Raw genomic sequence first — 25,892 nt, 5'->3', positions numbered from 1 at the left:
ACCTGCGGAAATCAGGGATCGCGACGTACGTGTGCTCGCGGCTACGCGCCGCCGGAGCGCGCGGAGCGGCTGGCCGAAATGGAACCTCAGTGAATGGGCGGTTCATGTTTGACGTGATCATTGTCGGGGGCGGGCCGACCGGCTTGATGCTGGCAAGCGAGCTGCGGCTGCACGATGTGCACGTGCTCGTGCTCGAGAAGGAAGCGGAGCCGGCCACGTACGTCCGCGCGCTCGGCCTGCACGTGCGCAGCATCGAGGTGATGGCCCAGCGCGGTCTGCTGGAGCGGTTCCTCGCGCACGGCCGGCAGCACCCGCTCGGCGGCTTCTTCGCCGCTATCACCAGACCGTCCCCCAACGGGCTGGACACCGCGCACGGCTACGTCCTCGGCATCCCGCAGACCATCACCGAGCGCCTGCTGGCCGAGCGCGCCACCGAGCTCGGCGCCGAGATCCGGCGCGGCTGCGAACTGGTCGGGCTGAGCCAGGACGAGCACGGGGTGACCGCCGAGCTGGCCGACGGCACGCAGCTACGCTCCCGCTACCTCGTCGGCTGTGACGGCGGCCGCAGCACGGTGCGCAAGCTGCTCGGCGTCGCCTTCCCCGGCGAGCCCTCCAGAGTCGACACGCTGCTGGGCGAGATGGAGCTGACCGAGGATCCGGCGACGGTCGCCGCCGTCGTCGCGGAGGTCCGCAAGACCGAGCTCAGGTACGGCGCCGGGCGCCTCGGGAACGGGGCGTACCGCGTCGTCGTGCCCGCCGCTGGGGTGGCCGAGGACCGCACGGTCCCGCCGACCCTGGAGGAGTTCAAGCAGCAGCTGCGGGTGACCGCGGGTACCGACTTCGGTGCGCACTCGCCGCGCTGGCTGTCCCGGTTCGGCGACGCCACGCGGCAGGCCGAGCGTTACCGGGTCGGCCGGGTGCTGCTGGCCGGTGACGCGGCGCACATCCACCCGCCGATGGGCGGGCAGGGACTCAACCTCGGGATCCAGGACGCGTTCAATCTCGGCTGGAAGCTGGCCGCCGAGGTCGGCGGCTGGGCGCCGGAGGGGCTGCTGGACAGCTACCAGACCGAACGGCACCCGGTGGCCGCCGACGTGCTGGACAACACCCGCGCGCAGATGGTGCTGCTGTCCACCGAGCCGGGCCCCCGGTCTGTCCGACGGCTGCTGTCGGAGCTGATGAACTTCGAGGAGGTGAACCGGTACCTGATCGAGAAGATCGTCGCGATCGGGGTCCGCTACGACTTCGGCGAGGGGCATGACCTGCTCGGACGACGGATGCGAGACGTGGAGCTGAAGCAGGGGCGCCTCTACGAGCGGATGCACGGCGGACGCGGGCTCCTGCTCGACCAGACCGGCCGGCTCTCGGTCGCGGGATGGGCGGACCGGGTCGACCACGTCGTCGACGTCAGCGACGAACTGGACGCGCCCGCCGTGCTGCTGCGGCCGGACGGCCATGTGGCGTGGGTCGGTGACGATCAGCAGGACCTGCTCGGCCGGCTGCCTCGGTGGTTCGGCGCCGCGCGTACGAGCCCTTCGCCTGCTCTTGATCAATGACGGAACAGACCGTTGACTTCGCTGAAGTCCAGTGAGCCCTCCAGCGCCGTGAGACCTCCCGTGCCGAGCAGCTCCGTGGCGGCGCTGCGGGCCGCGGAGTAAGCGGCCTGGGCCAGCGCGGTGCCCAGGCTGATCCTGCGTACCCCGGCCTGTGCGAGCTCGGTGACGCTCGGGCCGCCGGCGACGGCCATCGCGTTGACCGGCAGCGGCGACTCGGCGCAGAGAGTGTTCAGCACGTCCAGGTCGAGCAGGCCGGGAACGAAAATGCCGTCGGCCCCCGCCTCGGCGTATGCCGTCGCGCGCGCCAGCACCTCGCCCAGCCGGCCGCCGGACGCACCGATCCCGAACAGGAAGACGTCGGTGCGCGCGTTGATGAACAGCTCCGGCAGGCCCGCCGCCGCTGCGGCGTCCCTGGCGGCCCGCAGTCTGGCGCTCTGCTCGGCGACCTCGAACAGCGGGCCGCCGACGGCCGTGGAGTCCTCCAGATTGACGCCCACCGCACCGGCCTCGACCACCGCCCGCACGGTCGCGGCCACCTCCGCCGGAGCCGATCCGTACCCTCCCTCCACGTCGACCGTCACCGGCAGGTCGACCGAGTCCACGATGCGCCGTGCGGCCTGCGCCATCTCGTCCCGGCTGAGCCGCTGCCCGTCCCCGCGACCCAGTGACCACGACACGCCACCGCTGGTCGTGGCGATCGCCGTGGCGCCGGCCGCGGCGATCACCGTGGCACTGGCGGCGTCCCAGGCGTTGGGCAGCACCAGCACGGATTCAGCGCTCAGGGTGCGGAACAGCCGGGCCTTCCCCTTGGTCACGGCATCAATGGAGGGGGAGCTGTCAACAGACATGTGCATGACCGCCTTCGTGTTGTTCTGCTTCTGAGCGGCCCGCATCGCGGGCGCCTTGCCCCGGGATCCTGCTGGGCAGGGGAGGGGGCGTCCACTCATTAAGCTGAGACCGAATCCTGGAAGCGGTGGAGGCGGCATGAAGGCACGGCTGACCTTTTCGGTGCACGATCTGGCGGAGACCCGCTTCGCCGTCTCGCCGATGTGGGAAGTCGTCACCAGCTTCAGAGCGCTGGCCGCCGCCGCGGTGCCGGGTCCACACCGTGCCTGGGCCGACCAGGTACGCCCCCGGCTCGCAGCCGCGGGACTCGATCGGGGCTGGCTGGCCGACATGATTCCGCCCATCGGCCATCTCCCCGACTTTCTCAACCCGGCACCGGCGGCCGCGTCCCCCGGTCTCGCCGACGAGCTGGCCGCCATCGAGGCCACCGGCCCCGAGCAGGTACGGCGGGATCTCGACCGCCTGGCCGCCGAGCGCGAAGGCCGGTTGTCCCCCCGCCTGCGGGGCCTCCACCAGGCCCCTCAGACCTACCTGCCGCGGATCGTCGCGGAGATCGAGGCCTACTGGGCGCTCGCGATAGCGCCCTACTGGGCCAGGATCAGCTCGCTGCTGGAGGCGGACATCTTCCACCGGGGGCGCCAGGTGGCCGAGCAAGGTACGGCCCAGGCGCTCGACGAGCTGCACCACACCGTACGTTGGGCCGACGGCAGCCTCCACCTGGTACAGCGGCACTGCGCCATCACCAGGATCGACACCGGCGCCGGGCTCCTCCTGGTGCCGTCGGCCTTCGCCTGGCCCAGAGTGCTGACCCGGTCCGTCGCCTCCGAACCACCACAGCTGGCCTATCCGGCGCGCGGGATCGGCACGTTGTGGGAGCGCCGTACACATGCCCACGTGGAAGCCCTCGCCGCCGTGATCGGCCGATCCCGGGCGCTGATCCTGGTCGAGCTGGACTCACCCGCCTCGACCACCGAACTCGCCCAGCGGTCGGGCCTCAGCGCGGCGGGCGTGTCGCAACATCTCACCGCATTGAGGGCCGCCGGCCTGACCAGCACTCACCGAGCGGGCCGATCAGTGCTGTACGCCCGCACCGGCCTCGCCGATGCCCTGCTCACCGCGCAGACGTGACGCCAACGTCGCGCCGCAAATCCAGTGGATCATGAAGCTGCTGCCGCCCTACCGTGAGGCACGGAATCGTCGCCGCTCTGGTGGAGCCCCCGGTGGTCTCGGCTTTCGATCGATTGCGTACGACTGCGTGAGGTGCGGCGCCCCGGGCGTACGAGCTGATCGAAAGCCCGGGGACCGACAGCGGCGTGCGGGTCAGCGGTGCAGCAGGAGCGGCAGGCGGCTCCAGCCGTGCGCGATGAAGGACGGGACGTGCGGCAGCTCGCTCTCCTCCACGGCCAGGCGCAGGTCCGGGAAGCGGGCGAACAGCGCGGGCAGCGCGGTGAGCGCCTCCTGGCGGGCGAGCGGAGCGCCGATGCAGCGGTGCACGCCGATGCCGAAGGCCAGGTGCTCGTCGCGGTCCTTGGTCGGGTCGAACCGGTCGGCGTCCGGCCCGTGCTGGTCCGGGTCGTGCCCGGCCGCCAGGTAGCTGGTGATGATCGCGTCGCCCGCCTCGATCCGTACGCCGGCGATCTCGATCGGCTCGATGGCGAACCGCAGCGGCAGGTTGGCGATCGACGGCGCCCAGCGGAGCGTCTCCTCGATCACCGCCTCCCAGGAGACCTCTCCGGCCAGGACACCCCGGAGGTGGTCCGGATGGGTGAGCAGGGCCTGCACGGCGTTGCCGATCAGGTTCACGGTGGTCTCGTGCCCGGCCGCGATGAGGAGCAGCAGCGTGTCGCGCAGCTCGTCGTCGCTGAGCGAGTCGCCGCTGTCGCGGACGTTGATCAGCTCAGTGGTCAGGTCGTCGCCCGGGTGCTCGCGCTTGTAGGCGACCAGGGCGGGCAGCACGGTGCCGATCTGGGCCGCGGTGGCCGCCGCCTCCTCCGGCGTGGCGGTGGTGTCCATGATGGCCTCCATCATCTGGGCCATCTCCACCCGCATGTGCTCGGGAACGCCGAACAGCTCGCAGATCACCCGCATCGGCAGCGGGTGAGCGTAGGCGCTGCGCAGGTCCACGACCTGGCCGGGCGGCTGCGCGGCCATGGCGTCCAGCAGCTCCGCGACGATGCTCTCGACGACCGGCTGCATGGCCCTGGTACGGCGCGCGGTGAAGCTCGGGGCGATCAGCTTGCGCAGCCGCCGGTGCTCCTCGCCGTAGGCGCTGAGCATGTTCGACACGCCGATCCAGGTCAGGATCCAGGTCCAGCCGGGTTCGGTGAGCGCCTGGGGCAGCAGTCGCCAGTGCCGCTTGTCCTTGCTCACCAGCGGATCGAGGATGAGCTGCTTGAGCAGGTCGTGCCGGGTGACCGCCCAGGCCGGGATGCCTCCCGCGAGCTCTACGAGGACCAGGGGGCCGAGGTCACGTAGCCGGCGGACCTCCCCGGGGAGGTCGGCTCCGAAGGGATCAAGGACGACGGGGGCTGCGCTGCCCAAGGGGATTCTCCTGGCTGGTCAGGGCGGATGGGGGTGAAGCGCACCGGCAGGTGCGCCAGCGCACGGTGGAACGGGCCGGGCCGCCACAGCAGTTCGTCGCGCGGCACGGTCAGCTCGAGGTCGCACAGGTGAGAGGTCAGGCGCTCGATCGCGGTCATCGCGATGAGCACGGCCGGGTCGCTCGCCGGGCAGCGATGCGGCCCCGCGCCGAAGCCCAGGTACGCGCCGCCGTCGGAGCGCAGCTCCTCGGGCACGCTGGTCGGCTCGGTGTTGGCCGCGGCATAGGAGACGAGGACCAACTCGGCGGGCTGGATCCAGGTGCCGTGGAAGTGCACGGGCTGGCGCACGAAGTACGGGCCGTAGTTCGACATGGCGGGCTCGGCGCGCAGGGCCTCCATCAAGGCGTCGTACGTGCTGAGCGCGCCGTTGGTGAGCGAGCTGTAGTAGCGGTCGTCGCTGACCATCCGGGAGATCGTGTTGGAGATCAGGTTGGCCGTGGGCTCATAGCTGGCGGCCATCACGAGCACGATGGTCTCCGCCAGCTCGTCGGTCCGCAGCCCGGCCGGATGGTCGATGAACCAGGAGGTCAGGTCGTCGCCCCGCTCGGCGTACTTGCCCTGGATCAGCTCGCCGATGTAGCGGCTGAAGGCGTCGCTGCCCCGCGCGCCCGTCTCGCCGTCCGCCTCCATCATGTCCGACAGAGCCTGGGTCAGGCCGGCGCTGTCGGAGTCGGGCCGCCCGAAGAGCAGGTTGAAGACGCGCGCCGGGATGAGCCGGGCGAAGTCGGCGACGAGGTCGGCCTCGCCGTTCGCGGCGAACCGGCTGATGAGCGAGTCGGACACCTCGCCCACCATCTGGCGCAGCTTGTGCGGCTGGACCAGCTGGAAGCAGTCGGAGATCACCTTGCGGTAGCGGGCGTGCTCGGCCCCGTCGGAGAACAGCGCGTTGGGCCGGTGGCCGAGCATGGCGATCATCCCCGCGGCCTCCGGGGTGTCGGGGAGCCGCGTCTGCCAGGTGCTGGGGTTCTTGCTCCAGACGCCGCCGGCGTTGGTGAGCACGTCCACGGCGGCCTGGTAGCCGATCACCAGGTGGGCCTCGATGCCCGGGGCGATCTCCACGGGTGCGACCGCGCCGTGCCGCCGGCGCAGCTCCGCGTAGACCGCCTGCGGGTCCCTGGCGTACTCGGGCCCGTACAGGCGTCCGGCGTCGGGCATGTAGCGCAGGGTCATGACAGCACCAGCTCTCTGATGTGCTCCACCAGTGCGATCAGCGAGGCACGGGCGGAGGCGGGGTCGCGGGCGTCGCACACCACCAGCGGCGTGCGCGGGTCAAGGTCGAGCGCCTTGCGTACGGTCTCCAGCGGGTACTCCGGCGAGTCGGGGAAGTGGTTGACGGCCACCGCGTAGCGGATGCCGGCGTTCTCCACCAGGTCGAGGACGGCGAAGCTGTCGTCGATGCGGCGCGTGTCGGCCAGCACCAGCACCCCCAGCGCACCCCGGACCAGCTCGTTCCACAGGACCTGGAACCGGGTCTGCCCGGGCGCCCCGAACAGGTAGAGCACCACGCCCGGCAGGGTCAGGCGGCCGAAGTCGATCGCGGTGGTCGTGGTCGTCTTCTCGTTCACGCCGGTGAGGTCGTCGACGAGCGTGCCCGCCTGGGTGAGCACCTCCTCGGTGTTGAGGGGCTTGATCTCCGAGAGCGCGCTCACGATGGTCGTCTTGCCCACGCCGAACGGCCCGGCGATGACCAGCTTGACCGGGATGTGCTCGGTACTGATACGGCTGTCAGAGAGCGCGGAGACCACTGAGTACCAACTCCAAGATTTCGATGTCGGGCAGGTCGGCGGCCGGCGGATCGCGGGTCAGCAGCGTTCCGCCGCCGACCAGGCCGGCGACCAGCAACCGCACCACGCAGTACGGCAGGCCGAGATGCGCGGCGCACTCGTACACCGACAGCGGCCCGTCCTGCAGCAGGGCCAGCAGGTGTGACCCCGGCGGGTCCAGCCCGTTGGTGGCGGCGTCGGGTGCGATGTAGACCAGCGTCGTGCGCTCGACGCTGATGTGCTCGGGCACGGTCAACCTCGCGGCGGCCATGTAGTCCGGGACGACGCGCCGCCGCTGCCGTCCGGAGGTCATGTCCGTGCGCCCGGCACCCTGGCCGCGCTGGCCTCGTCGAAGGCCTTGATCAGTTTCTGCACCTGGAGCTGCACCTCGTAGGCCAGCGAACCGATGTTGACCGTCCCGGTGGCGGCGACGACGATGGCGGCGCGGTCGCCGGCCGGGGCGATGTAGTAGTAGCCGCTGCCTGCGGAGATGACGATGTCCACCACCTCGCCGTCGGCGCCGTTGCTGAGGCCGTCGCACAGGGCGCGGGCGGCCCCCAGCACGGAGCTCGTCATGGCGGCGGCGCGCTCGCCGCTCTCCGTGGTCACGTCGGCCGAACCGCCGAGGATGAGCCCGTCACGGCTCAGCACCACGCCGCGGGCGACGCCGGGCAGTGCCAGCAGGGGTGACAGGACCCAGGACACGTCGAGGGACAGCGGGCGCCCCTTGGTCTGCACGCGGCCGGAAGCGCTGTGAGTGTCCATGGAGCGGTCAATTCCCTTCGGTGTTGTCGTGCTGCTCGGTCGGGAGCGCTTCGCGGCGGCCCGCCTCGGCTCCGACCTGGAAGTCTCCCCACCGCTTCTGGGCCTCTTCCGGGGTGGTGAGCAACCTGGCGCCGGAGGCGTCAGAACCGCTCGTTCCGCCGGTGGGCCTCGGGCCGGACGTCGGACGCGACGACTGGCGGCGGCGCTGCGGCAGCGGGGCCAGATCCTCCGCCGGCCGTCGCTCGGGCGCCGGCGTGGGCTCAGGCCGTACGGAGGAGGCGACGGTCTCCGGACGCGAGGCCGCCACGGACTCCGCCCGGATGGTCGCAGCGGTGGCGGCGGTGGCCGGGACGGCGGCCACGGGCTCCGGCCGGACGGTCGCGACGGTGGCGACGGCGGTCGGGACGGGGGCCGCGACGGCGGTCGGGACGGGGGCGCGGACCGGCTCGGGAGCCAGCACCGACGGACGGCTGTCCTCCGGCATCTCCACCAGCAGGGCGGTGGGGATGTTCAGGACGGCCTGGACGCCGCCGAAGGCGCTCTTCTTGACCGTGACCTGCATGCCGTAGTGCGCCACCTGGCGGCCGATCGCCGCCCAGCCGGTGTGGGGCGGGTTGCCCAGGTCGACCAGGTGGACCGGGTGGGTGCCGCTCAGCAGGCGGGTCGCGCGGGCGTACTGGTCCTCGTTGAGCCCGACACCGGCGTCGTCGATGACGATGGCCGCGCCGTTGTTGGTCTCGTGCACGGCGATGGTCACCTTGAGCGTGCCGTGGGAGTGGTGGACCGCGTTGGCCAGCAGCTCGGCGGTGACGAACAGGATCGACTCCGCGGCGCGGGCGGCCACCCCGATCCGGCGGCGCAGGTGGTTGGCCGGGCCCTCGATGCGCTGCTCGAAGTTCTCCACCCGGGAGATGGCGCCCACCACCAGGTCCACCAGGTAGGTGTCGTCACGCGACAGGCCGGGCGTGGCACCGCAGGCGATGCCGGTGACCTGCACGCGACGGATGATCAGCTCGTTGTACATGTCGAGCCCCAGCACCTCGCGCAGCAGCGCCGTGTGCTCGTCGCCGCTGTAGCGCTGCTGCACGCCGGCGAGCAGGTCCTGGGCCCGCAGCGCCTGCGTCTGCACGCGGGACATCGCGCCCCTGATGACCGCCTGGGCCGCCTCGTCGATGCGCTCGCCCTCCTCGCGGACGCCGCGGGTGAGCGCGTCCAGGATGGCGCGGTGCTGCCTGTCGATGTCCGTGCCGGCGAGCGCCGGGTTCTGCACGCCGGGCACGATCACGTGCGGGGCGCGCAGGTGGGACAGCAGGGCGGGGATCCGCTTCGAGATCAGGTGCTCGTTCTCGGCGCGCACCAGGTCGTGCTGGGCACGCGCCTCGCGCAGCAGCTCCGCGCTCTCCTGGGCCTGGCGCTCCGCCTGCACCAGCCGCTGGTTCCTGGCGCTGGTCTCGCGCGTCAGGTGCTCCTGCGCCTGACGTGCCTGACCGATCCGGTCACGGGCCTGGGCGAGGTCACGGCGTACGCGCATGTGGAGGATGAGGACGCCCACGAGGGCGAGAGCGAGAACGGCGACGACGATCACCGTCGGGAGGCTGAGGGAGTCTGGCGGCATGACAGTCCTGGGTTCGGGGAGAGCCGGCGGGGAGATGTCGACCGCCGAAGAGCCCGCTAACGGCGCGTGCCGGTTTCGCACGGCGACCGGTGGGGGCCGCGGCGGCGTGACACACGCCCTTCCGCGACGCCGGCACGGCTGCGTGCCTGGTGCGGCTCTGCCTGAGGCATGGCGAGGCCAAGCGACATGGGCATCCTCGGTCTCAATGGAACGACGGCCAAACGGGAAACCCAGTATTCCCGTTTAGTCACGATAGTCAACCGTGCGTAAGGCCATCATCGCACTCAGCCGCGAATTTCGTCCGGTTTGCCCGAATCCAAGGCTGCGTACGGCCGCCCAGGGGCGCGGCCCCTGGGCGGCGCGGTGGTTACTGGGTCGTGCAGACGGTGCCGTTGAGGGTGAAGACGGCGGGCAGGACGTTCGGCCCGCTGTAGTTGCCGACGAAACCGATCGTGGTGGACGCCCCCGTGGCGAGGGTGCCGTTGCCGGACTCGTTGACGGCCTTGACGTCCGACCCGTTCTGCGTCCAGACGGCGCTCCAGCCGCTGCCCAGGCTCTGCCACGTCCTCGGCCAGCTGAAGTTCAGGGTCCAGCCGTTGACCGGGGCGCCGTTGTTGGTGATGTCGATGGCGCCGACGTAGCCGCTGGCCCAGTCGTTCTGGACGGTGAGCCGTACCGAGCAGGAGCTGGCGGCCGGCGTGCCGGTGGTGAACGTCAGCGGCGGTGACGCCCAGGACAGGCCGCCGCCGCTGTCGCGTGCGATCACGTTGACCGTGTAGCGGGTGCCCGGATTGAGGTTGGTCACCGTGAACGAGGTTCCGGTGGTCTCGCCGAGCTGCTCGCTGATGGCTCCGTTCTGCCGGTAGAGCTCGTACTTGACGATCGGGCGCGAGCCGGGGGAGGCGGCGGGCCAGGCGATGGTGGCGGCCTTCTCCGTCACCTGGGAGGCCGTGGGCTGTCCCGGGGCGCCCGGACGGCCGGTCTGGGGCGTGGCGGGGTGGAGGATGAGCGTGGTCAGGGAGAGCGGCGGGAGCGTCTGGCTCGTCGCGCTGCCCGTGCTCGAGGTGGTGATGGCGGTGGCGCCGTTGGTGTGGGTCAGTACGGTGGGCGCCCCCGAGGCCGGGCTGTAGCCCGAGTAGTCGATCGCGACGGGGTACGACGTGTCCGACGAGGTGTTGATCAGCATGACCGCCAGGTCGCCGTTGGGCCGGCGGGCGGCGTGCGCGCTGACCTTCGCCTGGTCGGTCGCGGCCCGGACGAACTGGTCACCCGGCCGGGCGAACTTGCTCACCATCTGGAGCGCATAGTACGGCGCGAAGGGCGTGTTGAGCGCCGGCTCGCAGACGCTGTTGTCGGACGTGCACACGCCGCTGGACAGCAGGCCGAAGTCGCCGTAGTCGGTGTGCCCCTCGACCTGGGTGACGGTGCCGATACCGTTGTGCACGTTCCACCAGTCGACCGTGAACACCCCGTTCGCCAGCAGCGTCGCGTACGAGTCGGCGGCGGCCAGCGCGCCGGGCTGGGTGTTCGTGCCGTTGCTGCTCGACCCGGTGTTGAACTCCGTCATGGCGATGCCGATCCGCTCGGAGCCCGGCCCGGCGTACTTCGCGATCTGCTGGCGGGTGAGCTGGACTATGTCGGGTACGTGTCCGGTCTTGTCCAGGGCGCCCGGGTACCAGTGCACGATGACAAAGTCGATCTTCGGGCCGGCGGTCGACAGGACGACCTTGTTCCAGGTGCCGCTGTCGCCGTCGGCGACGATGGCGTCGGGCCAGTTGGCGGCCGTGGTCAGCACCGCGCCGATCTTGATGGTCGGGTCGACCGCCTTCATGGCGTCCGCGTAGGCCACGACGTTGCGGGCGTACTCGGCCGGGCTCTTGTCGGCGTGGTTGTCGGCCTCCCAGGCCGAGCCGTAGTGGCCGTTGCCGTAGTTCTCGTTGCCGATCTCCCAGTACTTGACGCCGTAGCCCTTGGTGATGTTGGCCTGGCGTACCCAGGCCGCGGCCTCGTCGGCGGTGCCGGTGCCGTAGTTGGCGGTCACCATCGCCTGCGCCCCGGTGCGCCGTACGCCGCGCATGAAGGTGTCGAAGTCGGTGTTGGGGGCCACGTAGCCGCCTGGAGCGGTGTGGTCGGCCCAGTGGTAGATGTCGGAGTAGGAGCCGCCCGGATAGCGCAGCACTTTCACGCCCGCGTCCTTGAGCCGGTCGGCGGTCTCGTCAGTGCCCAGATTGGTGTCCCAGATCGCATGGTTGGAGCCGATTCCGGTCTCCGGGACGGTGGCGAGCGCGGCGCGCGCGTTGACGGTCACCGCTACGGGGGTGACGTCGTCGGCGTACGCCGCTGGGGCGGTCAAGGCGGTCAGCGTCAGCAGGAAGGCGGACGCGGCTCGTAACAACGTTCGGGGCATCGGCGTACCTCGCCATGGTCAGCGGTGATCACTCGACGCCTCCTCCTGACCAGGAGGCACGCTGATCATGAGGCGGGTCCGCCGAGCCCGTCAACCAACGGTGAAACTTTCAGGAACGGATCACCTAGTTGTACTTGTAGAGCCTGGTGGCGACCCGCCGGTTGTGGTTGTACACCGACGCGCGGTACATGCTGACGGCCAGGTCACCGTGCTCGGCCTTGCCGCAGGTGTTCACCCCGGCCAGCTGGTGGATCTCGAAACGCGCGGTGGGGTCTCCGGCGAGGAAGTACTGGGCGCGGGCCTGGTATTTGTCGGCGCCCGTGTCACAGACGAAGACGAACGTCTTCTGCTCGCCGAAGCACATGGTCGCGGCGCCGTTGGTCGAGGTGCAGGTCTTCGATCGGGCACGGGCCTCGGCGGGCGTGACCCGCGTTTCCCGCTTTAACGGATATTTCGTCATATCGCGTACGGTTTTCCACCGGCCGAACTTGACCCGATGATTCCCCTCGTAAAGCGCCGCCCGGAACGTCACGATTCTCCCGATTTCTCGGTTTCCTCGGACCTCGCCGCCTCGCCCCAGGTTGTGGATGACGTACTTGGTGCCCAGGTAGCCGTTGAGGTAGTACTCGACGGCCGGATGGAAGTTGTCGTTGGCCGTGTCCTCGACCGTGATGCCCGGCCGATCGCTCCCTTCAGGCCCCACGCACGCCTCCGCGCCCTTGAGCCGAAGGCACACGGGCTCCTTCTCGACCGCGGCCGGCCTGGTGACGGCGGGGGTCGTCGTGGCCACCGCCGGAGCGGCCGGCCGGGGCTCCGCTTCGGCCACCGCCCCGCTGAACACGGTCGCGGTCATCGCGGCCGCCGCTATGAATATCCGGCCTAATGTCACCAGAACCTCACCAGCCTTACCAAGTCACTTCACCTGTGTGGGTGTGACGTGGAAAATGCGGGAAAGGTTCCGAATTCCAGCAAAGGGCGTTCAGTCGCCGTTCACCTGGTGCCGGGACGTCAGGGTGGCCACCGTGAGGAGCAGCGCGCTCTGGGCGAGCATGCCGGGCGCGAGCGGCGGCGCCTGGCCGACGGACTTGGTGAGCGCGTACCACCATTGGGTGAGCGGCGAGAGGGTGTCCCATGTGGGATCGGCCGCGCCGGCGGCATGGTTGACGGACACGTGCATGAAGACGCCGTACGCGGACGCGAGCAGGACGACCAGCGCGATCGCGCGTACCACGGTGGTCGTCCGAGGCGAGTCACGCAGGGCGAGCAGCGCGAGCGCGAACCCGAGCAGCGCCAGGGCCGCCCACGGGATCAGCTGCACCGGGCTCTGCCAGTGGCGTTCGAAGGCGAGCTCGAGAGCGGCACCCATGATGCCTATCGCGGCCAGCCCCAAGAGGCCGAGGCGCACCAGGGCGGGGCGGACGGCCGTCTTCGGCGAGGTCGTAGTGGTAGAGGTCGAGGCCATGCGGGGATCACCATCCGGTACGAGAGGATCTCCGGTTGTCTCAAAGGTCTCCAGGCTCCTTCAGAGGTTTCTGTACGAATCCTGAAGATCTGGTGAGAAAGCGCTAAATCCCCTTGGCCGGCGGAGGAACCGCCTCGAACGCCTACACCGGTTCCACCGCGTTCTCCCTGGCAGGATACGTGTGCGGCATTCGTCCGACCCCCTGCGGGGTGCTTGATCCCCGTAGAAGTGATCTCGCCCGCGGAGGATCATTGGCGCATGGACCTACTCGCGGGCCTCGCGGCGATCCTCGCCCTCGTGCTCAACGGCCTGATGGCCGGGCTCTACTTCGCGTTCTCGACGGCGGTGTCGCCGGCGCTCGACACCATCGACAAGGACCAGGCGGCCGCCGCCATGCGCAGCGTCAACAGGAAGATCCTCAACCCGAGGTTCCTTCCCACGTTCACGCTGTCGCCGGTCGTCGCGCTGGCCGCCGGGGTCCTGCTGCTGGTGGACGGGGCCGGTCTGCCGGGTGTGCTGGCCGTCGCGGCCGCGGTGGCCGGCTTCGTCGGCTCGATCATCGTGACGGCCGTGGTCAACGTGCCGCTGAACAACGCGCTGGACGCGGGCAGCGTGGACTGGCCCGGCTACTCGCCCCGCTGGACCCGCTGGAACAGCGTGCGCGCCTGGTCCTGCGCGCTCGCCGTGGCCCTCCTGGGCACGGCGCTCTACCTCTGGAAGTGACCGGTACGGTCGCGCCGTACCGATCACCGAGGGTCACATGTTGATCATGTGGCCGGCGAGGCCGTGGATCGCCTCCTTGACCGCCTCCCCGAGCGTGGGGTGCGCGTGGACGTTGCGCGCGACCTCGTGCACCGTCAGGTCCCACTGCTGGGCCAGCGTCAGCTCCGGCAGCAGCTCGGTGACCTCGGGCCCGATCAGGTGAGCGCCGAGCAGCTCGCCGTGGGTGTCGTCGCTGATGATCTTGACGAAGCCGGCCGTGTCGCCCAGACCGTGCGCCTTGCCGTTCGCCATGAACGGGAACTTCGCCACCTTCACGTCGTAGCCCAGGTCGCGTGCCTGCGCCTCGGTGTAGCCGAAGCTCGCCACCTGCGGCTGGCAGTACGTCGCCCGCGGGATCATCACGTAGTCGAGCTCCATGGTCTCCGCGTCGGCGATGGTCTCGGCGGCGATGACGCCCATGGACTCCGCGGCGTGCGCCAGCATCAGCTTGGCGGTGACGTCGCCGATGGCGAAGATGTGCGGCACGCTCGTACGGCAGCGCCCGTCCACCGCGATGGCGCCACGGTCGGTCAGCGCCACGCCGGTCTTCTCCAGGCCGTAGCCGTCGACGCGCGGCTGGAACCCGATGGCCTGCAGCACCTTGTCGGCCTCGAGCACCTGCGTCTGGTCGCCCCTGGTGACGGTGACCTTGACGGAGGCGCCGGTGTCCTCGATGGCGTCCACGCGGGTCGAGGTCATCACCTCGATGCCGAGCCGCTTGTAGCGCTTGGCCAGCTCGGCCGAGACCTCCTCGTCCTCCAGCGGCACCATCCGGTCGAGGAACTCCACGATCGTCACCTTGACGCCGTAGTTGTGCAGCACGTACGCGAACTCCACGCCGATCGCGCCGGCGCCCGCGATGATGATGCTGCCGGGCAGCTCCTCGGTGAGGATCTGCTCCTCGTACGTCACCACGCGCTCCGACAGCTGCGTGCCGGGGATCAGGCGAGTGGTCGCCCCCGCCGCGATGATGCAGTTGGAGAACGTGATCGTCTCGCCGTTGACCTGGATCGTGTTGGCGTCCAGGAACGTGCCGCGGCCGTCGTACTCCGTGATCGCGTTCTTCTTCATCAGGAAGTGAACGCCCTTGACCCGCCCGTCGGCCACCTTGCGGCTGCGCTGGAAGGCCGCCCCGTAGTCGAAGCTGACCTGGCCGCTGATGCCGAACGTCTTGGCCTCGTTGTTGAAGATGTGGGCCAGCTCGGCGTTGCGCAGCAGCGCCTTGGACGGGATGCAGCCCACGTTCAGGCAGACGCCACCCCAGTACTTCTCCTCGACGACCGCGGTGCGCAGTCCGAGCTGGGCGGCGCGGACCGCGGCCGTGTACCCTCCCGGACCCGCGCCGAGGACGACGACGTCATAGTGAGTGCTCATGAGTCGGACCATACCGTCAGCTAGACATCGACCTTGTACGAGAGGGTCAGCTCGTCGGCGGGCACCCCGCGGATGCCCCAGTTCGTCTTGGGCATCTCGATGATGGTGATCTCCACGTCCTCGGGGTCGTAGCCGGACCTGGCGTAGATCTCCTTGATCAGCGCCCGCTTGGCGTCGTCGCTGCGCCCGGTGAAGCAGATCACCTCGATGATGAGGTAATTCTCACTGCGCCCAGGGCAGATGAAGTCGTCCTCGTCCAGGAGCAGGAACCGGTGGAACCGCTTCTCCGGCGGCAGACCCCACGCGCTCACCAGGCACGACTGCAGCAGGTCGGAGACCTCCCGCCGGCGCCCGGCCCACACGTCCCTGCGCCCGTACACCTTCACTTGTGCCATGTAGGCAATATAGAGCTCGTGATCCGCATACTTCTGGCCGACGACGAGGCCATGATCCGCGCTGGGGTCGGGGCGATACTCGCGTCCGACCCGTCGCTGGAGGTGGTGGCCGAGGCGGGCGACGGCAGGCAGGCCGTCGATCTGGCCATCAGCCACCGCCCCGACGTGGCGCTGCTCGACATCCGCATGCCGAGGCTGGACGGGCTGGCAGCGGCGGCGGAGCTGCGCAGGGTCGCGCCGCGGACGGCCGTGGTGATGCTGACCACGTTCGGGGAGGACGACTACATCGCCAAGGCGCTCGACGTGGGGGCGAGCGGGTTCCTGCTCAAGTCGGGCGACCCGCGCGAGCTGATCGCCGGGATCCACGCGGTGGCCGAGGGCGCGGCGTACCTGTCGCCGAAGGTCGCCCAGCGGGTGATCGAGCAGCTCGCCGGCGGCAGGATGGCCAAGGGGGCCCGGGCCCGCGACCGCATCGGGGTGCTCACCGACCGCGAGCGCGAGGTGCTCGCCCTGCTCGGCGCGGGCATGTCCAACGCCGAGATCGCCCGCGAGCTGCACATCGTCGAGGGCACGGTGAAGGCGTACGTGAGCGCCATCCTCACCGGTCTCGACGTGCGCAACCGCGTGCAGGCCGCGATCATCGCCCACGAGGCCGGGTTGGTAGCCTGACCCGTGATGTATCGCCTCGTGTTCACGCAGGTCTTGCGGCGTTTCGACGCCGAGGCCGTGCACCATCTCACCGTGAGCGCCCTCGCGCTCCTCGCCCGGCTGCCCGTGCTCAAGCGGCTGCTGCACCGGGCGCTCGCGCCGCACGACCCGGCCCTGCGGGTGTCCGCGTTCGGCGTGCACTTCCCTGGCCCGCTCGGGCTGGCCGCCGGGTTCGACAAGGACGCCGCGTGCGCCGAGGCGCTCGCCTCGCTCGGGTTCGGCCATGTCGAGGTCGGCACGATCACCGCGCACGCCCAGCCGGGAAACCCGCGCCCGCGCCTGTTCAGGCTGGTGCGGGAGCACGCGCTGATCAACCGGATGGGCTTCAACAACGCCGGTGCCGTGGCCGCCGCCCGCAGGCTGCGCCGCACGCGCGGCGTCCCCGTCGTGATCGGGGTGAACATCGGCAAGACCAAGGTGGTCCCCGAGTCGGGAGCCGTGGCCGACTACGTGGCCAGCGCCAAGGAGCTCGCCCCGCTGGCCGACTACCTCGTGGTCAACGTCAGCTCGCCCAACACGCCGGGGCTGCGCGACCTCCAGGCGGTCTCGCTGCTGCGTCCGCTGCTCACCGCGGTCAAGCAGGTGGCTGACACCACACCCCGCCCCACGCCGCTGCTGGTGAAGATCGCGCCCGACCTCGCCGACGAGGACGTGGACGCGGTCGCCGACCTGGCGGTGGAGCTGGGCCTCGACGGGATCATCGCCACCAACACCACGATCAGGCACGGCGGGGAGACGGGCGGGCTGTCGGGCCGCCCGCTCAAGGGCCGCTCGCTGGAGGTGCTCAGGCGCCTGCGCGCCAAGGTCGGCGACCGCCTCACGCTGGTGTCGGTGGGCGGCGTGGAGGACGTGGACGACGTCTGGGAGCGGCTGCTGGCCGGGGCGACCCTGGTCCAGGGCTACACGGGGTGGATCTACGGCGGCCCGTTCTGGGCCTCGCGCATCCACCGCCAGCTCTCCAGGCGCGTACGCCGCCACGGCCTCAAGTCCATTACCGAGGCCATAGGCCGAACGGCCTAATCTAGGACGGGTGATCGAAGACGTACCCCTTTCGGACGGCGTCATCCTGCGCCTGGCCGCCGAGCAGGACGCCGAGGCACTCCTGCACGCCTACAACCGCAACCGCGACCACCTGAAGCCATGGGAGCCCCGCAGGCCCGCGGACTTCTTCACCCTTCAGGGCCAGGCCCTGCGGCTCAAGGACCTGCTGGAGCAGAAGGCGCAGGGCCGCTCGATGCCCTGGGTGCTGGTCGACGGCGACACGATCGTGGGCCGCATGACGCTCAGCGGCATCGTCCGCGGCCCCTGGCTCAGCGCCGACCTCGGTTACTGGGTCGACGGCGACTACACGGGCCGCGGCCTGGCCACCGGGGCCGTGCGGGAGGTGTGCCGCATCGCCGACCAGGAGCTGGGCCTGCACAGGGTCGCGGCCAGCACCCTGCTCGACAACGTGGCCTCCCAGAACGTGCTGCTCAAGGCCGGGTTCGAGCCGTACGGCACCGCGGATCGCTACCTCGCGATCGACGGCCGATGGCAGGACCACCGCCTCTTCCAGCGCATTCTGAACGACCGCCCGGCACCCTGAGTCACAGGCTCGGCCGGGTCGACTCCGCGTCGTGGGTCATGGCGTCGATGCGGGCCATCACGTTGGAGACGTTCACCACGCCCGGCCGGTGCGGGCGACGCCGCTGCCACGGGTGCGGCCCCGCGAAGGGCCGGTACTCGACCCCGATCGCGTCCAGCCGCCCCAGGTGCTCCTCCAGCCGCCCCGTGAAGCCGTCAGAGGACGACCCCGCCCAGGCCACCTCCGCCAGCGCGCAGGCCCTCGGCCACAGGCGATAGTCGACCGTACGGGCGTCCGGCACGCGCTCGGTCCAGAGCTGCGCCTGCACGCCCACCACCCGCGCGCGCTCCTCGTCCGTCCACGAGTCCGGCGCGGCGTCGAAGGCGGCCACGTCCGCGACGGTGATCGCCTCCCCGATGGCCATCGGCTCGTCGGCGGAGGCCGACTCCGCGTAGTCGAAGTACAGCGGGAACACCGGGGTCGCCACCACGTCGTGCCCCGCCGCGGCGGCCCGGCGGCCCACGCCCATGCCCCGCCACGGCATGACCAGCGTGTCCTGGCGCAGCCCGCCGCTGACGAACGCCTCGTCCCACACCACGGCCCGCGCGCCCCGCTCGGCCAGCGCGTCCGCGAGCCGCCGCAGGAACCACGCCTGCAGGTCGTTGACGGAGGCCAGCCCGAGCGAGTCGCGGTACGCGGAGATCTCCGCCGACCCGGCCCAGTGGTCCAGCACAACCTCGTCGCCGCCGATGTGCACGTAGGGCGTCTCGCCCAGCGCCCCGATCAGCTCGTCGAAGACCGTGGTCAGGAACTCGACGGTCGGCGGCAGCGGCGACAGGATCGCGGGGGAGATGCCCCAGCGGTCGAGCACGTCGTACGGCTCCCCGGTGGCCCCGAGCGCCGGGTACGCCGCCAGGATCGCCGACGCGTGCCCGGGCACGTCGATCTCGGGCACGATCGTGACGCACCGCGCACGGGCGTAGGCGCCGATCTCGGCCAGGTCGTCGAGCGTGTAGTAGCCGCCGTGCGGGACCTCGTCGTACGCCACCGGCTCCCGGTGGAAGGTGGTCATCGTGCGCGGGCGGTGCGAGGAGACCTCGTGCAGCAGCGGGTACGCCCTGCTCTCCACCCGCCACCCCTGGTCGTCCACCAGATGAAGATGGAGGCGGTTGAGCTTGTGCATCGCCATCAGGTCGATCAGGCGGAGTATCTCCCGCTTGGGGAAGAAATGCCGGGCCACGTCCAGGTGCAGCCCGCGCCAGGCGAACCGCGGCGCGTCCTCGATCCGCACCCCGGGCACCGGCCACGAGGCGCCGGTGGAGAAGCGGTAGGAGGAGTCGGGGAGCAGCTGGTGCAGCGACTGCGCCGCGTAGAAGGCCCCGGCGCGCCCGCCGGCCACGATCTCCACGCCCCGCGAGCCGACCGTCAGCCGGTACGCCTCCTCGCCCAGCCCAGGATCCCGCCGTACGTCGATCTCACCGGAGTCGCCGGGACGCAGGTCCAGCCCGGGGAGCGCGAGACGTACGGCGTCGAGCAGGTCGCCGGACACGGTCGCGCCCGCGGCCAGCTCGAAGGAGCCGGAAAGATCGGTGAGCAGCTCTGGGCGAGGGATCATGCCTTGAGATACTGCTGCAATCCGTTCGCCAGCGCCACCGCGGCCTTCTGCCGGAACTTCGGATCCTTCATCTTGGCCGCGTCCCCGGCGTTGCGCATGTTGCCGCACTCGATGAAGATCTTCGGCACCGTCGACAGGTTGAGCCCGCCGAGGTCGTTGCGGTAGTCGAGCGCGTTGCGGCCGATGTAGTTGGAGTACGGGATGCCGGTGCCCTTGGCGTAGGCGTTGCGTACGTCGATCCCGAGCTTGCTCGAGGCGCCCACGACCTTGTCCACAGGGCCGTTGATCTTCTTGGGCATGATGATGTGGAAGCCGTGGTTGCCCGGGGCGGACCCGTCACCGTGGATGGAGATCGCCGCGTCGGCCTCGGCCTTGTTGCCGATCGCGGCCCGCTGGGTGATGCAGGGGCCGACGCCGTTGTTGCCGGTCCTGGTCAGCTTGACCTTGGCCCCGCGGTCCTCGAGGACCTTGACGAGCCGCTGCGAGACGTCCCACGTGAAGGCGGCCTCGGTGTAGCCGCTGTTGGTCTCGGTGCCGGTCGTGTCGCAGGGCTTCCACTTGGTGAGCACGTTGACCTGGCGGTTGACGGCCTTCGGATCGCGGTAGTTGCCGCCGTTGTGGCCGGGGTCGATCACGACGACCTTGCCCTCGAGCGGCTTGGCGTCGGGCGGGGCCTGCTTGGCGGGGGTCCGCTTGGCGGGAGCCTGCTCCACGACGGTCGCGGGAGCGGCCTGACCTGCCGCGGCGCCACCGGAGCCGGTGCCGCCACACGCGGAGGCGATCAGGCCGCAAACGGCGAGTGCTGAAGCTTGCAGAGCACGCATGACATCCAAGTTACGGCACGGCCGGAGCTGCATCCCGCTTTATGCCGACTCCGGCGAGTGGAGTGCCGTGCGTCCTCTGCGAGCGCGCGCACTCACCAGACGTGCTCGCCGACCTCCTGCCGCTCCAGCAGGGCGGCCAGCTCCCGCGCGTCCTCGGCGTCGAGCCCGAGGACGACGCGGGGCCGGCCCCATGGGTGGTCGAGGGAGTGGGCGACGTAGCTGGCGACCGACTCCGCGGCGCCCTCGTTCGCCCGGCCCCTTCCCGCCCGCCAGTGCCCCCAGGCACGCTCGAGCTCGGCCGCCGCGCGCTGGGCGCAAGACACCAGTTCCGGATCACGCATGACTGTTCCCCCGGATCAGATCGTGACCGGAGTGAATCCGGCCACAATTAGCATGACCCTGACGAGTAAACAGCCGCGCGGCCACGGTTCCGCGCGGCTTGACCCAGCCTTGATTTTCTGCGAACAAGAAACCTGCTCCAGCAGACTCCCGCCCTACCGTCTGGTGGGTGATCCTCGCCATAGCGGCAGTCGGCTTTGCAGATTTCTCATTCGTCTTAAGCCGGCCCCGTGCTCCGTCGCACGATCAGTTCGGGGTGGATCTCCCGCATGCGGGAGACCTTGGCGGGGTCCCCGATCCGGTCGCTCAGCAGCGCCGCCGCCGACCTGCCCATGGACCTGCGGGCCTGGTCGATGGAGGTGAGCGCGACATGATGGGAGGCCGCCAGGTGCGTGTTGTCGTAGCCGACCACCGAGAGGTCTTGCGGGACTCGCAGGCCCAGTTCGCTCGCGGCTGAGAGCACGCCGAGCGCCACCACGTCATTGGCGGCGAAGATCGCCGTAGGCCTGGGGTCGCGGGTCAGCAGCGCCAGCGCCGCCTCCTTGCCGCTCTCCTCGGTCGAGTCCGCGGCCTCGACCATGATGTACGGCGCCAGCGAGTGCCTGCGCATCGCCACGAGGTAGCCCTCGCAGCGCGACGATCGGCGGCCCTCGATGTGCGCGATGCGCTTGTGTCCCAGCTCGACGAGGTGATCGATGGCCAGGCGGGCGCCGAGCTGGTCGTCGTCGACCACGATGTCGACGCCGTCGAGCTCGATGTCACGTTCCCCTACGACGACGGTCGGGGTGTAGGCGGTGGCCTCGATCAGCGTCTCGCTGGTCGGCGCGATGCCCAGGAGGACCAGCCCGTCCACCCGGAGCTCGAGGAAGGCCTCTACGGCCTCGTCCTCGAAAGCCGGGTCCCACTGGCTGTTCCCGATGAGCATGCGCAGCCCGTCGCCGTGCAGGCTCTCCTGCAGGCCGTCGAGGAACTCGGCGTAGAACGGATTGTGCAGGTCGGCGACGAGCGCGCCCACCAGATGCGTACGGCCTTCCACCAGGCTCCGCGCGACCGCGTTCGGCCGGTAGCCGAGTTCGCGGGCGGCCTGCAGCACGGCCTGGCGCCGGTGCTCGCTCACGTGCGGGGATCCGCGCAGCACGAGAGAGACCAGCGATTTCGAGACGCCGGCTCGTTCGGCGACGTTGCGGATGGTCGGTCTGGGCCGAGGCAGTGTGTCTACCTCTCTGAGCTCAGTAATGGTTGACGTGTTGACGGGCGGTCCTGACATGTGTCTCCCCCGCGATGCGGATATGGGCACCTGTCTGACCAAACGATCGAGTTAGCCGCAGGGTACGGCCTCCGTCACTGATTGACTCAGGGATGCCGACATTGACCGGATATCCACACGTCAGCTGACGGCACGGCGTCGGCTACTGTGCAGGTGTGACACCCGGGAAGTCAGCCGAGACGGCACGACCCGCGCGGCGCAGGCTCAGCGTCGACCGGCGTCGCGAGGAGCTCATGGCGGCCGCGCTCGAGCTGTTCAGCACCCGCGACGCGGAAGACGTCTCGATCGACGACGTCGCCTCCGCGGCAGGTGCTTCGCGGGCCCTGGTCTACCACTACTTCGGTGGCAAACAGGAGCTCTATGTGGCCGCGCTGAGGAGCGCGGCGGAGCAGTTGGAGTCCCGGCTGCGCCCCCAAGGGGGCGGCAGGCCGCTCGACGAGCTGGCCTCGGGGCTCAGGCGCTACTTCGATTTCGTCGAGGAGCACGCGACCGGGTTCGCCGCGTTGCTGCGTGGGGGGCCCGCCGACAGGGCGGGGGAGGTCGGTGAGATCGTCGACGGTGTCCGTCAGCGCCTCTTCCGCCTCATCCAGAAGCAGATGCAGGTGGAGGAGCCGAGCCCGGTGCTCCGCATGACCCTGCGGTCGTGGATCGCCTCCGTGGAGACGGCCGGCCTCGACTGGCTCGAGCGCCGCGACATCGAGCGACCGGTGCTGGAGAAGCTGCTCGTCGATCACATGGTCGCGCTGCTCCGCGTGGCCGCCGCGCACGACGGCGACGTGGCAGGACTGCTCGAGCGCCTGGCGTAGGTAGGCGGGAGAAGAATGGCGCCGGGCGGGCGGCGCCACCTCTCCCATGCGACGTTGTCGTCACAGTGGTGGACCAGGCCGTCGGCCTGGCTCACCAAACCCCCCTGAGGTTCGTGACGACCCCTCATTCACTCCGAGCGCTGCTGCGGAATGCCCGCGAGCAGGGCCCGGACCTCGGTCTCCCGGTAGCGCCGATGACCGCCGAGGGTGCGAATCGACGTCAACTTGCCTGCCTTGGCCCACCGCGTAACGGTCTTGGGGTCGACCCTGAACATGGTCGCGACCTCGGCGGGCGTGAGCAGCGGCTCGGCCTCGGGTGTACGAGCTGACATTTGTGCGGCCTCTCCTCCGTGTGGACCGGCTTAGCGATCCTGTGACTGCTTTTGCGCGTGTCACGGATGTCCCCCTATGGCACAGAGCGTGCGGCTTTTCCGCGCCATATGCGGCATCACCCGATGTGACCATACCGCCACGCAGAGCGATTGGCGAGCCCTTCTTTGACCCAACTGCCCGCCCCCATGGGGATGTCACGCTCGGTGATTCTAGCGACACGGTTCGTGGTATCGCAGTGAAAACGGCAAACTACTCAGTTCGCAGAAGAGAGCAGCCGCGAGACGTGACCTACTCATGCAGGTCAGACGGTCGTATTGGGCGTCAGTTGGCAGATTCCAGCTGTTGCATTGACTTCCACCGGAGGATCACCCTCTGGTACATGGCGTAGGCAAGTTCTTCTTGACCCGTGTCCAGGCCCGTCAGGGCGGCGGAAAGCTCGGCCACCGACTGGTCCGCCTGCAGCGCGTCGTCGTTCATGAGGTGGACGAGCCCGCCGTAGTCGAGCTCCACCAGCGAGTGGGGATGGAACTCCTCCAGCCACCTGGCGACGTCCTCCACGTCGAAGTTGGCCGCGGCGTCCCCCAGGTGCCTGCGCAGCACGCCGAGCGCGCGCGCCGTCCGCCTCCTGGCCTGTGCCATGGAGGTGACGTAGATCAAGTTACGTCCTGTAGCCGTCGTCACGTCCTGCCCAGGAGTGGAGGAACCGAGCACCAGCCAGCGCTCGTTCCCATCAAACGGCACGAACCACGATGGCGGCACATGCCACGCCGTGGTGCGAATGTGGGTGCGCAACGCGGACGAACCGGCCTGCCGCTTGAACCGGTCGAAGTCGTCGGCGGTCTGCTCGGCGATCGCCTTGGGCACGAGGCGGTCCATCAGCTTCACGGGAGCGGTGCCACGCAGCCTTGAGAAGGCCAGCCACGAGCGCAGGCGGGTTTGCCAAGGGCATACGTAGAGACGGTCCTCAACGCGCCTCAGGTAGGCGTTGGGGCTCTCCTGCGCGGGAACGGGTTGAGGGGGCATGCCGAGGAGGCGCATCACCGACTCGCCGTGCTCCGCATTGAGCGCGTTCGCGCGACGAGGGCGGTCACGTGAGTCGGCGTAGTCGGCCCACACCTTGCGCTCGGACTCGGCGAACGCGGTCAGTGGCTCATAGACGCGGAGGTAGGCGGCATAGGGCAGCACGGAGGCATCGTGTCACGAAGCGAACCTGCGTGCACCGTTGTGGCTTACTACGCTGAGGCGATCTCCGTCGCGAAGAAGCGGCGGACCGGACAGGGAGTCACCACCGTGACCGACGTCTTCGGCTCGTCCCACAAGGACGTCCACGAGCAGGTCGTGTTCTGCGCCGACGAGCAGAGCGGCCTGCGCGCCATCATCGCCATCCACAACACGGCGCTGGGCCCGGCCCTGGGAGGCACGCGGTTCTACCCGTACGAGAGCGAGAGCGCGGCCCTGGCCGACGTGCTCAACCTCGCCAAGGGCATGGCCTACAAGAACGCGCTGGCCGGGCTCGACCTGGGAGGCGGCAAGGCAGTCATCATCGGCGACCCGGCCCGTGACAAGAGCGAGGCGCTGCTGCGCGCGTACGGGCGGTTCGTGCAGTCGCTCGGCGGCCGCTACATCACGGCGTGCGACGTGGGGACCTACAGCGAGGACATGGACGTCGTCGCCCGAGAGTCACGCTTCGTGACCGGCCGCACCCGTGCGCACGGGGGAGCGGGGGATTCCTCCATCCTCACGGCCTTCGGTGTGTTCCAGGGCATGCGTGCCTCGGCCGAGCGCGTGTACGGCACGCCGTCGCTGCACGGCAGGCGGGTCGGCGTCGAAGGGGTCGGCAAGGTGGGCCACCGCCTGGTCGAGCTCCTGTGCGAGGACGGCGCCGAGGTGGTGATCTGCGACGTCGACCCCGATGCGGTCGAGCGGGTACGCCGGCGCCGTCCGGAGGTGGACGTGGTGGCCGACGCGGTGGAGCTGAGCGAGTCCGACATCGACGTGTTCGCGCCGTGCGCGCTGGGCGGCGTCCTCGACGACGCCATGGTGGCCAGGCTGCGGGCCAGGATCGTCTGCGGCGCGGCCAACAACCAGCTCGCCCATCCCGGCGTCGAGAAGCAGCTCGCCGAGCGCGGCATCCTGTACGCGCCCGACTACGTCGTCAACGCCGGAGGCGTGATCCAGGTCGCGGACGAGATCGAGGGCTTCGACATGGAGAGAGCCAGGTCGAAGGCGACCCAGATCTACGACACGACTCTGAAGATCTTCCGAATAGCGGCCGATGAGGGCGTTCCTCCCGCCGTCGCAGCGGATAGGCTAGCCGAGCGCAGAATGTCGGAAGTCGGGCGTATTCGGGGCATTTGGCTGGGCCGCTGACTCCCCACGCCCATACGACGTACCGAGCTGGGCACAAAACAGGTACGGTAATAGGCGAACGATAGGCTGACGCCCAGAGTGAGCGGCGTCAGTGTGTGGTGCGTTAGCGACGAGGGGTCGGGGACGACCCCACACGAGGGGGTCGAGCCAATGGGGCGCGGCCGAGCAAAGGCCAAGCAGGTCAAGGTTGCTCGCCAGCTGAAGTACAACAGCGGTGGCACGGATCTTGACCGTCTTCGCGACGAACTCGGGGTCGGAGACTCCAGCAGTGACGACGCCGACGACCTCAACGATGAGCTGGCGGATCGCTATGCCGATTACGCCGATGACTATGGCGCCGGAGACGACGACGATGGCCGTCCTTCCGGTCGTCGGTAGCCGTTCTCCGGGTTGATGTGGCGAAAGGCCCGGCGCGGGGCTGCGCCGGATCTTCGCCCATGCTCGTCGGGCCCCACGGGCAACCGTGGGGCTTCGTCACGTGGTCGGTCGTTCTGCACGTGTTGAGCCCCCCGCCCGTCCAC

Annotated in this window: 27 protein-coding genes; 9 read left to right on the top strand and 18 right to left on the bottom strand. The window is 69.9% G+C overall.

All coding sequences use genetic code 11. The features are described 5' to 3' along the window. Positions 1-104: 104 nt before the first annotated feature. Positions 105-1,556: a rifampin monooxygenase gene (gene rox, locus AB0J64_RS30035; protein ID WP_364033970.1), complete on the top strand. Its 1,452-nt coding sequence runs from the start codon at positions 105-107 to the stop codon at positions 1,554-1,556. Here rox and AB0J64_RS30030 read toward each other — a convergent pair. Beyond that, positions 1,550-2,449: an isocitrate lyase/phosphoenolpyruvate mutase family protein gene (locus tag AB0J64_RS30030; RefSeq protein ID WP_364033967.1), complete on the bottom strand. Its 900-nt coding sequence runs from the start codon at positions 2,447-2,449 to the stop codon at positions 1,550-1,552. The genes rox and AB0J64_RS30030 overlap by 7 nt on opposite strands. A 91-nt stretch (positions 2,450-2,540) precedes the next feature. Here AB0J64_RS30030 and AB0J64_RS30025 point away from each other — a divergent pair, with 91 nt between their 5' ends. Continuing rightward, positions 2,541-3,530, top strand: a complete 990-nt coding sequence (locus AB0J64_RS30025) for a DUF5937 family protein (RefSeq protein WP_364033964.1) — start codon at positions 2,541-2,543, stop codon at positions 3,528-3,530. Positions 3,531-3,722: 192 nt separating this feature from the next. Here the strand turns inward: AB0J64_RS30025 and AB0J64_RS30020 are convergent, their stop codons facing one another. The 9 genes from AB0J64_RS30020 to AB0J64_RS29980 all read right to left on the bottom strand — a co-directional run bounded on the left by AB0J64_RS30020 (position 3,723) and on the right by AB0J64_RS29980 (position 13,014). Further along, complete coding sequence (locus tag AB0J64_RS30020; protein ID WP_364033961.1) at positions 3,723-4,943, bottom strand: cytochrome P450; 1,221 nt, start codon at positions 4,941-4,943, stop codon at positions 3,723-3,725. Further along, a complete protein-coding gene (locus AB0J64_RS30015) occupies positions 4,847-6,172 on the bottom strand; it encodes a cytochrome P450 (protein ID WP_364033958.1) in 1,326 nt (441 codons plus the stop codon). Before AB0J64_RS30015 ends, AB0J64_RS30020 begins: the two co-directional genes overlap by 97 nt. Then, complete coding sequence (locus AB0J64_RS30010) at positions 6,169-6,747, bottom strand: ATP/GTP-binding protein (RefSeq protein ID WP_345001186.1); 579 nt, start codon at positions 6,745-6,747, stop codon at positions 6,169-6,171. The genes AB0J64_RS30015 and AB0J64_RS30010 overlap by 4 nt, the downstream gene beginning before the upstream one ends. After that, entirely contained in the window at positions 6,728-7,078 is a 351-nt protein-coding gene (locus AB0J64_RS30005; RefSeq protein WP_357603646.1) for a DUF742 domain-containing protein, read from the bottom strand. The genes AB0J64_RS30010 and AB0J64_RS30005 overlap by 20 nt, the downstream gene beginning before the upstream one ends. Next, positions 7,075-7,530 carry a roadblock/LC7 domain-containing protein gene (locus AB0J64_RS30000; RefSeq protein ID WP_364033954.1) on the bottom strand — a complete coding sequence of 152 codons (456 nt, stop codon included), beginning with the start codon at positions 7,528-7,530 and terminating at the stop codon, positions 7,075-7,077. Before AB0J64_RS30000 ends, AB0J64_RS30005 begins: the two co-directional genes overlap by 4 nt. A gap of 7 nt (positions 7,531-7,537) precedes the next feature. Next, positions 7,538-9,145 (bottom strand): hypothetical protein, encoded by a 1,608-nt coding sequence (locus AB0J64_RS29995; RefSeq protein WP_364033951.1) that lies wholly within the window; start codon positions 9,143-9,145, stop codon positions 7,538-7,540. A gap of 367 nt (positions 9,146-9,512) precedes the next feature. Continuing rightward, positions 9,513-11,552: a cellulose binding domain-containing protein gene (locus AB0J64_RS29990; protein WP_364033948.1), complete on the bottom strand. Its 2,040-nt coding sequence runs from the start codon at positions 11,550-11,552 to the stop codon at positions 9,513-9,515. A gap of 124 nt (positions 11,553-11,676) precedes the next feature. After that, complete coding sequence (locus tag AB0J64_RS29985; protein ID WP_364033945.1) at positions 11,677-12,405, bottom strand: hypothetical protein; 729 nt, start codon at positions 12,403-12,405, stop codon at positions 11,677-11,679. A 126-nt stretch (positions 12,406-12,531) separates the two neighbouring features. Then, positions 12,532-13,014, bottom strand: coding sequence for a hypothetical protein (locus AB0J64_RS29980; RefSeq protein ID WP_364033942.1), 483 nt, complete (start codon positions 13,012-13,014; stop codon positions 12,532-12,534). Between the two features lie 258 nt (positions 13,015-13,272). Between AB0J64_RS29980 and AB0J64_RS29975 the strand changes: the two genes are divergently transcribed. Further along, positions 13,273-13,737, top strand: coding sequence for an anthrone oxygenase family protein (locus tag AB0J64_RS29975; RefSeq protein WP_364033939.1), 465 nt, complete (start codon positions 13,273-13,275; stop codon positions 13,735-13,737). Positions 13,738-13,770: 33 nt separating this feature from the next. On the opposite strand, the gene lpdA is transcribed toward AB0J64_RS29975, so the two are convergent. Further along, on the bottom strand, positions 13,771-15,150 hold the full coding sequence (gene lpdA / locus AB0J64_RS29970) for a dihydrolipoyl dehydrogenase (protein ID WP_364033936.1): 1,380 nt from the start codon (positions 15,148-15,150) through the stop codon (positions 13,771-13,773). 20 nt (positions 15,151-15,170) lie between these two features. Further along, a complete protein-coding gene (locus AB0J64_RS29965; protein ID WP_364033933.1) occupies positions 15,171-15,545 on the bottom strand; it encodes a tautomerase family protein in 375 nt (124 codons plus the stop codon). Positions 15,546-15,563: 18 nt separating this feature from the next. On the opposite strand from AB0J64_RS29965, the gene AB0J64_RS29960 reads away from it, so the two are divergent. From AB0J64_RS29960 to AB0J64_RS29950, 3 genes are read left to right on the top strand one after another with little or no spacing between them, the layout of a single operon-like run. Further along, positions 15,564-16,214, top strand: coding sequence for a response regulator transcription factor (locus AB0J64_RS29960; RefSeq protein WP_364033930.1), 651 nt, complete (start codon positions 15,564-15,566; stop codon positions 16,212-16,214). Positions 16,215-16,220: 6 nt separating this feature from the next. Continuing rightward, positions 16,221-17,273 carry a quinone-dependent dihydroorotate dehydrogenase gene (locus tag AB0J64_RS29955; protein WP_364033927.1) on the top strand — a complete coding sequence of 351 codons (1,053 nt, stop codon included), beginning with the start codon at positions 16,221-16,223 and terminating at the stop codon, positions 17,271-17,273. A 10-nt stretch (positions 17,274-17,283) separates the two neighbouring features. After that, the gene (locus tag AB0J64_RS29950) at positions 17,284-17,838 is read left to right on the top strand and encodes a GNAT family N-acetyltransferase (RefSeq protein ID WP_364033924.1); all 555 of its coding nucleotides are present in this window, start codon (positions 17,284-17,286) and stop codon (positions 17,836-17,838) included. A gap of 1 nt (position 17,839) precedes the next feature. Here AB0J64_RS29950 and AB0J64_RS29945 read toward each other — a convergent pair whose 3' ends face one another. From AB0J64_RS29945 to AB0J64_RS29930, 4 genes are all read right to left on the bottom strand, one after another. Continuing rightward, entirely contained in the window at positions 17,840-19,432 is a 1,593-nt protein-coding gene (locus tag AB0J64_RS29945) for a beta-N-acetylhexosaminidase (RefSeq protein ID WP_364033921.1), read from the bottom strand. After that, entirely contained in the window at positions 19,429-20,256 is an 828-nt protein-coding gene (locus AB0J64_RS29940) for an N-acetylmuramoyl-L-alanine amidase (protein ID WP_364033918.1), read from the bottom strand. The genes AB0J64_RS29945 and AB0J64_RS29940 overlap by 4 nt, the downstream gene beginning before the upstream one ends. Positions 20,257-20,348: 92 nt before the next feature. Continuing rightward, positions 20,349-20,597, bottom strand: coding sequence for a hypothetical protein (locus AB0J64_RS29935; protein ID WP_364033915.1), 249 nt, complete (start codon positions 20,595-20,597; stop codon positions 20,349-20,351). A 215-nt stretch (positions 20,598-20,812) separates the two neighbouring features. After that, positions 20,813-21,862, bottom strand: a complete 1,050-nt coding sequence (locus AB0J64_RS29930; RefSeq protein ID WP_364033912.1) for a LacI family DNA-binding transcriptional regulator — start codon at positions 21,860-21,862, stop codon at positions 20,813-20,815. Positions 21,863-22,017: 155 nt separating this feature from the next. On the opposite strand from AB0J64_RS29930, the gene AB0J64_RS29925 reads away from it, so the two are divergent. After that, the gene (locus AB0J64_RS29925; protein WP_364033909.1) at positions 22,018-22,668 is read left to right on the top strand and encodes a TetR/AcrR family transcriptional regulator; all 651 of its coding nucleotides are present in this window, start codon (positions 22,018-22,020) and stop codon (positions 22,666-22,668) included. Positions 22,669-22,796: 128 nt separating this feature from the next. On the opposite strand, the gene bldC is transcribed toward AB0J64_RS29925, so the two are convergent. Continuing rightward, positions 22,797-23,000, bottom strand: a complete 204-nt coding sequence (bldC, locus tag AB0J64_RS29920) for a developmental transcriptional regulator BldC (protein ID WP_013133571.1) — start codon at positions 22,998-23,000, stop codon at positions 22,797-22,799. Between the two features lie 322 nt (positions 23,001-23,322). After that, positions 23,323-24,186 carry a hypothetical protein gene (locus AB0J64_RS29915; RefSeq protein WP_364033906.1) on the bottom strand — a complete coding sequence of 288 codons (864 nt, stop codon included), beginning with the start codon at positions 24,184-24,186 and terminating at the stop codon, positions 23,323-23,325. A gap of 105 nt (positions 24,187-24,291) precedes the next feature. Between AB0J64_RS29915 and AB0J64_RS29910 the strand changes: the two genes are divergently transcribed. Beyond that, entirely contained in the window at positions 24,292-25,371 is a 1,080-nt protein-coding gene (locus AB0J64_RS29910) for a Glu/Leu/Phe/Val dehydrogenase dimerization domain-containing protein (protein WP_364033903.1), read from the top strand. Positions 25,372-25,521: 150 nt separating this feature from the next. After that, the gene (locus tag AB0J64_RS29905; protein ID WP_345001228.1) at positions 25,522-25,749 is read left to right on the top strand and encodes a DUF3073 domain-containing protein; all 228 of its coding nucleotides are present in this window, start codon (positions 25,522-25,524) and stop codon (positions 25,747-25,749) included. Positions 25,750-25,892 lie beyond the last annotated feature (143 nt).

This window comes from Nonomuraea sp. NPDC049695 (genome assembly GCF_040674955.1).
Classification (GTDB): Bacteria; Actinomycetota; Actinomycetes; order Streptosporangiales; family Streptosporangiaceae; genus Nonomuraea; species Nonomuraea helvata.
Note: the sequence above shows the minus strand (reverse complement) of the source record. Positions and strands in the feature narration are given on the sequence as shown.